Genomic DNA, 9,026 nt, shown 5'->3' with positions numbered 1-9,026 from the left:
GGCTGAATAGTTACAAAATTTCAATAATTAAACTTACATAAAATGAGAAGTAATAAAATTTATACCATTATGATGGTTTTAATGATGTGCGCCTTACATACAAGAGCACAGCAGCTTAACACTAAAATGGACTCTACAGTAACCACCAAAGGTGAAGTTACCATAAAAGGCGCTCAGGTTAAATATTCTGCCACTACCGGAAAGCAACCAGTGTGGGATGATAAAGGAAAAATAATTGCAGGTCTATATTTTACATATTATGAAAGATCGGGTATAAGCGATAGAGCCAAAAGACCACTAATAATCTCATTTAACGGGGGTCCTGGTTCTGCATCGGTATGGATGCATATAGCATATACAGGACCAAAAATACTTAAAATAGATGATGAGGGATACCCTGTTCAACCTTATGGTATTAAAGATAATGCGCATTCTATACTTGATGTTGCTGATATTGTGTATGTCAATCCTGTAAATACAGGCTATTCGAGAGCAATTGATGGTATGGAAGATACAGAGAAGAGTAAAACGTTTTTTGGAGTTAATGCAGATATAAAATATTTGGCAAGTTGGATCAATACTTTTGTGACACGACAAAATCGTTGGGAATCACCAAAATATCTTATTGGGGAAAGCTATGGTACACCTCGTGTCTCAGGTTTGTCATTAGAACTGCAGAATTCGCATTGGATGTATTTGAATGGTGTCATTTTGGTATCGCCTACAGGATTGGGTATCGAACGCGGTACTGCTGTTGATGCAGCTAATCTTCTTCCTTATTACGCCGCAGCGGCATGGTATCATAAAAAACTACCTGCCGACTTACAGTCTAAAGATCTTACCGATATGTTAACCGAGGTGGAAGAATATACTGTGAATGAATTAATAGCAATCATGGCTAAAGGAGGATTTTTATCTGAGGCTGAAAAGAAGAACGCTGCAGCCCGTATCTCACGATATTCTGGATTATCTGAAAAAGTTATTTTAGAACATGATTTAAGGATTCCAAAAGGCTTCTTTTGGAAAGAATTATTGCGGGATGAAGGGTTTAATATTGGTCGATTAGACTCCAGATATTTGGGCATAGACAAAATGGAAGCGGGAGAAAGACCGGATTATTCTGCAGAACTTACGTCATGGTTGCACTCATTTACTCCAGCGATTAACTACTACATAAAAAACCACTTAAAATATGAAACTGATTTAAAGTATAATATGTTCGGACCTGTTCGTCCCTGGGACAACAGTGATAATAATACCGGAGATAATCTACGTCAGGCTATGGCACAAAATCCATATTTACATGTATTGGTTCAGGCTGGTTATTTCGACGGTGGCACAGATTATTTCAATTCAAAATACAATATGTGGCAAATGGATACCAGTGGAAAGTTACGCGATAGGATGAGTTGGAAGGGCTATCGTAGTGGGCATATGATGTATTTGCGAAGTGAAGACTTGGCTACTTCCAATGAACATATAAGAGAATTCATTCGTGAATCAACTCCAACTGAAGGTCAGCCCGCACAATACCTAAGATCGATTAAAAAATGACAAAAAGATTTTTTAATCACAAACATCCAATCACATAGCTTACTATAAATGCAGTTCTTATGAAAAATTTAAAATACCAACTATTTGCATTAACACTTATGGTCGTCATAGTCAATGTGCAATCTCAAATTCTCAAGGCACCTGACCGACAAGAAGGTGAAGGTCCTTGGTCACAATTAATAATACGGGGGGCAACATTGATCAACGGAACCTTGGCGCCTCCTGCAGGTCCGGTGGATATTGTAGTAGAAAACAATCGTATCACACAAATACAGGTTGTCGGATATCCGGGGGTTCCAATTAAAGAGAATAGACGACCGAAATTAATACCTGGAGGAAAAGAATTAAATGCTGAAGGAATGTACATTCTGCCTGGTTTTATTGATAGTCATGCACATATTGGTGGTACATCCCAAGGAACTTCGGCAGAGTATGTGTATAAACTTTGGATGGGACATGGCATTACCACGATTGTAGATCCAAGTAGCGGCAATGGTCTCGACTGGACTCTCAACGAGAAAAAAAGAAGTGCAAAAAATGAAATAACGGCACCTCGAATCAGAGCCTATACGGCCTTTGGCCAGAATAGTAAAATCCCTATAGCTACTGATGAGCAGGCCAGGGAATGGGTGCGTAACAATGCGAAACTCGGTGCGGACGGAATTAAATTTTTTGGAGCTTCTCCAGTGGTTATGGCCGCGGCGTTGGATGAAAATAAAAAATTAGGTTTGCGCTCAAAAATGCATCATTCGCAAACCTATGTAGGAAGTTGGAATGTTTTGAATAGTGCCAGAGCTGGACTCACTTCTATGGAACATTGGTATGGGCTTCCTGAGGCCTTGTTTGATGATAGGACAGTTCAAGATTATTCATTAGATTACAACTATCAAAATGAGCAGGATCGTTTTGGGGAAGCTGGACAATTGTGGAAACAAGCCGCAGCACCAAACAGCCAAAAATGGAACGATGTTATGGATGAGCTTTTATCTCTTGATTTTACGCTCACCCCAACGTTTGTTATTTATGAGGCTAATAGAGATTTAACTCGAGCACGCCTCGTGGAATGGCACCAAGAGTATACCTTGCCAAGTTTATGGGATTTTTATGCACCTAGCAGAGAGTCTCATGGTTCATATTGGCACAACTGGGGAACTGAACAGGAAATTGAATGGAAAGCGAATTATCAACTTTGGATGCAATTTATTAATGATTATAAAAATAAAGGGGGAAGAGTAACTGTAGGCACTGATGCAGGATTTATTTACGAACTCTATGGTTTTTCCTACCCACGTGAAATGGAGCTCCTAAGGGAGGCAGGGTTTCATCCCTTGGAGGTGATTAAAGCGGCTACCTTAAATGGTGCAGAAGCTTTGGGCATGGAAAAAGACATTGGTTCCATTGAAGTAGGTAAATTGGCTGACTTTGTAATTGTAGAAGAAAACCCTTTAAATAATCTTCAAACCCTTTATGGAACAGGAGCAATAAAGCTTACTGAAAATAACGAGGTTGTTCGCGTTGGTGGTGTAAAGTTTACCATAAAAGATGGAATTATCTATGATGCTAAAAAACTCTTATCTGATGTGAAAGAAATGGTAAAGAAAGAAAAGGATAGGATAGGATATAAATTAACTCAGCCGGGTATACCAAAAAAATAGAAACTCATGATATTGTTTTCCGTGAAATAGTTTCTATCGTAATTTTCTAATTTGTGGTAATTATCAATTATAAAATTTATTGTTATGAAAGAGGTAATTAATTTGGATGATACACAAATTGCTTTTTTTAATAAATCAAACAAACAATTACAGAAAACAAAAATTTTGTTTTCTGTAATTAATAATGCCTTGCTTGTGAAGTTTTCAAAGCCCATAACAAGTTTTTTATTTCGTGTTTATTTTCCAATTGAACCAATCCTAAAAAGCACTGTTTTTGATCAATTTTGTGGAGGTGAAACTATAGAAGAGTGTAAATCTACAATTGATAACTTATTTGTTGCGGGAGGCGTTCACTCTATTTTGGATTACTCAATTGAAGGCAAGAAAGATGAGCTCTTTTTTGAGAATACGGTACAGGCAATGCTAAAGATTTGTGATTACGCGAAGCATTCACCCGCAATACCTTTTTTGGTTTTTAAACCGACAGGATTAGGACGGTCTGAAATCTATGAAAAGGTTTCATTAAGCATTACACTAAATGAAAATGAACAGAAAGAATGGTCAAGAATAATAGAAAGATTCGATTTCATATGCGGTTCAGCGGCAGAAACTGATAATTTGAAAATCATGATTGATGCAGAAGAGTCATGGTTACAAGAGGCAGTTGATCAAATTGTTGAAAAGATAATGATAAAACATAATAGACATAGAACAGTTGTTTTTACCACACTACAAATGTATAGATGGGATAGAATCACATACTTAGAACACTTATTAGACCTTGGAGCTCAATACGGAATCCAGATTGGTATCAAATTTGTCAGAGGTGCATATATGGAAAAGGAACGGGAACGCGCAGAGTCGAAAAATTATAAAAGTCCTATCTGTCCTGATAAATCCAGTACAGATTTGAATTTTAATCATGCTGTTTCTTATTCTTTAAATCATTTAGAAGTTTTTGAGTTATTTATAGGATCTCATAATGAAATAAGCTGTCAAATTCTTATGAATGAAATGAGAAGGAAACAAATAAGGAATAATGACGATCGAATTTGGTTTGGACAGTTGTATGGAATGAGTGATCATATCAGTTTCAATTTAGCGGTTAACGGTTACAATACCTCTAAATATGTGCCATTTGGTGAAATAAGAGAAGTCATTCCATATTTGTTAAGAAGGGCCGAAGAAAACACCTCTATAGGTAATCAGACCTCTAGGGAACTTTCTTTAATTAATAAAGAGATTAAAAGAAGAAGGTTAAGTGGATCATAAAGAAAAGTTAGGTTAATCAAAGAAGTATTCAAAAGTTTGTTTTCTTAGGTTCAATAAATTTTTTTTACTTAATTTATGAATTGAAGGCGACAGAAATTCCTCCCGTAGAGGAGCTATTCATTAGAAATCGATAACCTACTGTCTATGTTATATCTCGAAGCCTAGTAACTTTTTGGACGTGGTTCTAAAACAAACATCTACACAATCCAGTGGAGATAGGTTATATTTTTTCTTCTATTATTTTAGATAAAGGTTCATTGCATTGATCCTTTCCCACTATGTTGGGACGCACACTGCATTATCGAGCGAAATCTGAATAGCGTCTGCTCGATAGGAATGCCATTTTATCATTTGGTACTGTATCCTATGTTTTTATACCTCGAAAGAACTATTACATTAATTATTATAATTTTAGTCTAAAGTTACTGTTAAAGGCGTATTTATTTTTTGTGCAAAGCTATTCAAATGTGCTTCCCATAACGCTCTTGTTGGAAATTGTTCTGATTTTTTCCAAGCAAAGCCAGCATAATAAATCACCTTATTGTCAATAACTTTAAGGTGTGCATAAGCATTACTTAAATCCGTCACCTCAGTGTCATAAGTTTCGTAATCAATAAAATACTTTGACGGTGCTACAATAGCGGTTCCTATTTCAGTATCTGCAATTGGCTGCCAATAACTTACCCAGCCATTATCCTTACTGCCACTAACATCACCATCTTTTTCGTGTAACGTCAAGCCTGCTGAAATGGTCTCCGTGCCTTCTATATGGGTGTCAAATTTCGAAAAATTCTGACCCAAATCTAAACTCACAACCTTAGATTCCTTAATAGTGTTTCCGGCGGCATCCCAATTGGCATATTCTAAATAAAAACTGGTTCTTAGTGGGCCTGTAGTGATGGTACGCCATTGCGTATAATTTCTAGAAAGATAGTATGCCGAATCAACTTTAACAGCAATACCACCAACGCCACGACTTGGACCTACATGAAAGTTGTCAAGACCCTCGCCAGTATCTTCGTGGTAGCTTCCTGTACCATCCGTAGTTTTTTTGTACCATTTATCAATAATGGGGTAATCTACACGCTTTAACCAAGCATCAACGCCGCTAGAGAGTGTGCCTCCGGGAATGCTGTCTTCAATCATTTTTTGGGCAACAGGTCCATATACTCTAAAGGCTACTTTATCGTTTTCCCAAGTGTAATCATCGGTACGTTCTGGTACAAAGCGAGAATAACACAGCGCTTTAGCTTCAGGTCGTTCAGCATCAGTGACGCTTACAATTTCAAAAGTTTGAGAACTATTGGCTGCAATTTCAGGTTGAAATATGATTAGATCTAAATTACCGTCACCGTCCGTATCAATGGATTGCGTGACCAAAAGTTCTTGTGTCTCGCTATTTTTAATTCCGATATTTGAAAGATCATCAACTTTTAAAAAGTCTTTGGTCAGTTCAACCGTTTCAAATGAACGTGGTGTGTCCAAATCATTTTTTACGGTAATGGATTTAGCTTTCTCTTGCTCAGTGCAAGCAGACAACATGCCAAAGACTGCAAGGCACACTGCAAAATTACGAAGGTGTATCATCATTATAAATTAATTTTCGTTAGAAGGTTTACCTATAGTCGCTAAAATTCCGCCATCCACATAAACCACGTGACCATTAACAAAATCACTAGCCTTTGATGCTAAAAAGACAGCAGTACCTTGCAAATCTTCTGGATTTCCCCAACGTCCTGCTGGTGTTCTGCCGATAATAAAGTCGTTAAATGGATGTCCATCTACACGGATAGGTTCTGTTTGCGTGGTTGCAAAATAACCAGGACCAATGCCGTTAGTTTGAATATTATAGCGCGCCCATTCTGTAGCCATACTTTTTGTAAGCATTTTTAGTCCGCCTTTAGCAGCAGCATAAGCACTTACAGAATCTCTTCCTAATTCGCTCATCATAGAGCAGATGTTGATAATTTTTCCGCCACCTCTGTTAATCATACTCTTAGCAACAAATTTTGAGACAATAAAAGGGCCTACAAGGTCCACTTTAATGACCTGCTCAAAATCGGCCGTTTCCATTTCAATAATGGGGGTTCTTTTAATAATTCCGGCATTATTTACCAAGATATCAATTGGGCCAACTTCAGCTTCAATTTTTTTGATGGCAGCTTCTACGGCATCAGTATCAGTCACGTCAAACACGTAACCATAGGCGTTTAAACCCGAGTCTTTGTATTCTTTCACCGCGCTTTCCAAAGAATCTTCAGAATGGTTGTTTACCACAATAGTGGCACCCGCATTACCTAATCCTTTAGCCATGGCCATTCCAAGACCGTGAACGGCACCAGTTACCAAAGCTACTTTTCCTGTTAAATCAAACAATTTAGTTGACATAGTTATGTTGTTTTAAGTTTATCTTAATTCGTTTATTTTACAATGGTCCATATCGCCATAATCTAAATTTTCACCTGACATTCCCCAGATAAATGTATAGCTACTGGTACCTGAACCTGAATGGATAGACCATGGTGGTGAAATGACAGCTTGGTTATTAGCCATCCAAATATGTCTTGTTTCCTGTGGTTGTCCCATAAAATGACACACCGCTTGATCTTCGGGAATTTCAAAATAGAAATAGACTTCCATACGGCGGTCATGTACGTGAGCCGGCATCGTATTCCAAGAACTCCCTGGTTTAAGCGTTGTCATTCCCATTTGTAATTGGCAGACATCAACAACGCTGTTTACAATATATTTTCTTAAGGTTCTGGCGTTTGCAGTCTCAGGAGCGCCTAATTCAATCACCTCCACATCATCAGCGCCAATTTTCTTGGTTGGGAATGCTTTGTGTGCCGGTGCAGAATTCAAATAAAATTTTGCTGGTTTGTCTTTAGACGTACTTTTAAAAACAACGTCTTTGTTGCCTTGTCCAACATAAAGTGCTTCTTTGTGGTCTAATACATAATCAGTTCCATCTACAGTGACGGTGCCTTGATCTCCAACATTAATTATCCCCAATTCTCGGCGTTCTAAAAAGAACTCAGATTTTAAAGCATCCACCGTTTCTAACTTTAAAGACGTAGTGGTGGGTACCGCGCTTCCTGCCATATAGCGGTCATAATGGGTGTAAACAAAATGGATGGCGTCCGGTTTCATTAGTGAATCTATCAAAAATTCATTACGTAGTTTTTCAGTATCATATGTTTTTACATCGTTCGGAGAAGATGCATATCTCACGTCATAGGTCGTTTTCATGGTGTAGCGTTTTTGATGAATAATATTTATAACTCTATCTATTAGAGATGTAAAAGTAATAAAATAAAAATACAATCGATTGTATTTTTATGTATATATTTGTTAAAGCTATTTAAATCTCTATAATTCAATATGAAATGATAGGATCATTTGTAAAAATTTTCGGCAGTATTCAGCAAGTGTCTACAAGGCGCAGTAACAGCACTCTAACATGTTGAGTGTTTAAAAATAAGGTATGGACTCTGATAAAATTACGATTCACGACATCGCTAAACTATTGAATATTGATAGTTCTACTGTTTCTAGGGCGCTTAATAACAGTCCACGTGTTACAGAGAAGACAAAGAATAGAATTATTGCCAAGGCCAATGAATTGGGATATCAACGCAATCACTTGGCCTCAAACTTAAGGCTGAATAAAACCAATACCTTAGGGGTTATTGTACCTCGAATTTCCAGACATTTCTTTTCTTCGGCCATTGCAGGCATTGAGGAAACAGCCTATAAATTAGGTTTTAATGTTATCATCTGTCAATCGCTAGAGCTATTAGAGCGGGAGCAAAGTAATATTAATACCTTATTAGCCAATAGAGTAGATGGTGTGTTGGTATCGATCTCAATGGAGACTGAAAATTACGATCATTTTGAAGGCTTAAAACAGCGAAAAATTCCTTTTGTATTTTTTGACCGTCATTGTAATATTCCGGAGACAAGTAGTGTGCTTATTGATGATTTTAAAGCAGGATTTGATGCTACTGAGCATTTAATTATTAAAGGATGTCAAAGTATTGCACATTTTTCGGGACCTCTTCATTTGGAGATTTACAAAAATAGATTTGAAGGTTATAAAGCAGCATTGTCAAAACATAATCTTGATTTTAATGATGCGCTGCTATTTAGTTCGCGATTGATGGAACAGGATGGGATAGATAATGTCAACAAAATGCTTGCCTTATCTTTTAGGGTGGATGGTATTTTTTCTGCTAATGATGTGGCGGCCATTAGTGCCATGCAACAGTTAAAGAGGGAGGGTATTACGGTGCCTAAAGATATTGCGGTGGTCGGTTTTAGTAATGAAACAATTTCTGCTATTATTGAGCCTTCGTTGACAACCATCAACCAACCTGGATTCGACATCGGTAGAAGTGCTACAGAATTGCTGGTGTCGCAAATTAAAAATGGCACTAAACATACAACCAATGAACATATTATAATCCATGCGAATTTGATAGAGCGAAACTCTTCTCAAAAAGGAAAACAACCAAAAGATTAATTATTATCTTCATATTTTAAAAA

General features: G+C 37.2%; 7 protein-coding genes. 4 read left to right on the top strand and 3 right to left on the bottom strand.

Annotation, left to right across the window (positions count from 1 at the left end):
* Positions 1 to 42 precede the first annotated feature (42 nt).
* From JEM65_RS20460 to JEM65_RS20450, 3 genes are all read left to right on the top strand, one after another.
* Positions 43 to 1,554, top strand: coding sequence for a S10 family serine carboxypeptidase-like protein (locus JEM65_RS20460; RefSeq protein WP_199603517.1), 1,512 nt, complete (start codon positions 43 to 45; stop codon positions 1,552 to 1,554).
* 98 nt (positions 1,555 to 1,652) lie between these two features.
* The gene (locus tag JEM65_RS20455; RefSeq protein WP_233530761.1) at positions 1,653 to 3,209 is read left to right on the top strand and encodes an amidohydrolase family protein; all 1,557 of its coding nucleotides are present in this window, start codon (positions 1,653 to 1,655) and stop codon (positions 3,207 to 3,209) included.
* Positions 3,210 to 3,293: 84 nt separating this feature from the next.
* Positions 3,294 to 4,481 (top strand): proline dehydrogenase family protein, encoded by a 1,188-nt coding sequence (locus JEM65_RS20450; RefSeq protein ID WP_199603506.1) that lies wholly within the window; start codon positions 3,294 to 3,296, stop codon positions 4,479 to 4,481.
* Between the two features lie 411 nt (positions 4,482 to 4,892).
* Here JEM65_RS20450 and JEM65_RS20445 read toward each other — a convergent pair whose 3' ends face one another.
* Genes JEM65_RS20445 through kduI form a run of 3 tightly spaced genes read right to left on the bottom strand, consistent with a single transcriptional unit; the run spans position 4,893 to position 7,730 of the window.
* Positions 4,893 to 6,071: a DUF4861 domain-containing protein gene (locus tag JEM65_RS20445; protein WP_233530760.1), complete on the bottom strand. Its 1,179-nt coding sequence runs from the start codon at positions 6,069 to 6,071 to the stop codon at positions 4,893 to 4,895.
* 6 nt (positions 6,072 to 6,077) lie between these two features.
* Positions 6,078 to 6,869 carry a gluconate 5-dehydrogenase gene (locus tag JEM65_RS20440; protein ID WP_199603504.1) on the bottom strand — a complete coding sequence of 264 codons (792 nt, stop codon included), beginning with the start codon at positions 6,867 to 6,869 and terminating at the stop codon, positions 6,078 to 6,080.
* Between the two features lie 18 nt (positions 6,870 to 6,887).
* Positions 6,888 to 7,730 (bottom strand): 5-dehydro-4-deoxy-D-glucuronate isomerase, encoded by an 843-nt coding sequence (gene kduI / locus JEM65_RS20435; protein WP_199603502.1) that lies wholly within the window; start codon positions 7,728 to 7,730, stop codon positions 6,888 to 6,890.
* Between the two features lie 235 nt (positions 7,731 to 7,965).
* Between kduI and JEM65_RS20430 the strand changes: the two genes are divergently transcribed.
* Positions 7,966 to 9,003 (top strand): LacI family DNA-binding transcriptional regulator, encoded by a 1,038-nt coding sequence (locus JEM65_RS20430; protein WP_199603500.1) that lies wholly within the window; start codon positions 7,966 to 7,968, stop codon positions 9,001 to 9,003.
* The last annotated feature ends 23 nt before the right edge of the window (positions 9,004 to 9,026 follow it).

This window comes from Gelidibacter salicanalis (assembly GCF_016469035.1).
In the GTDB taxonomy this organism is placed as follows: Bacteria; Bacteroidota; Bacteroidia; order Flavobacteriales; family Flavobacteriaceae; genus Gelidibacter; species Gelidibacter salicanalis_A.
This window is presented reverse-complemented; position numbering and strand designations above follow the sequence as displayed.

Excerpts from the sequence above, each read along its gene's own strand:
- JEM65_RS20460 (WP_199603517.1), top strand. The coding sequence starts at position 43 with ATGAGAAGTAATAAAATTTATACCATTATGATGGTTTTAATGATGTGC.
- JEM65_RS20455 (WP_233530761.1), top strand. The coding sequence starts at position 1,653 with ATGGTCGTCATAGTCAATGTGCAATCTCAAATTCTCAAGGCACCTGAC.
- JEM65_RS20450 (WP_199603506.1), top strand. The coding sequence starts at position 3,294 with ATGAAAGAGGTAATTAATTTGGATGATACACAAATTGCTTTTTTTAAT.
- JEM65_RS20445 (WP_233530760.1), bottom strand. The coding sequence starts at position 6,071 with ATGATGATACACCTTCGTAATTTTGCAGTGTGCCTTGCAGTCTTTGGC.
- JEM65_RS20440 (WP_199603504.1), bottom strand. The coding sequence starts at position 6,869 with ATGTCAACTAAATTGTTTGATTTAACAGGAAAAGTAGCTTTGGTAACT.
- kduI (WP_199603502.1), bottom strand. The coding sequence starts at position 7,730 with ATGAAAACGACCTATGACGTGAGATATGCATCTTCTCCGAACGATGTA.
- JEM65_RS20430 (WP_199603500.1), top strand. The coding sequence starts at position 7,966 with ATGGACTCTGATAAAATTACGATTCACGACATCGCTAAACTATTGAAT.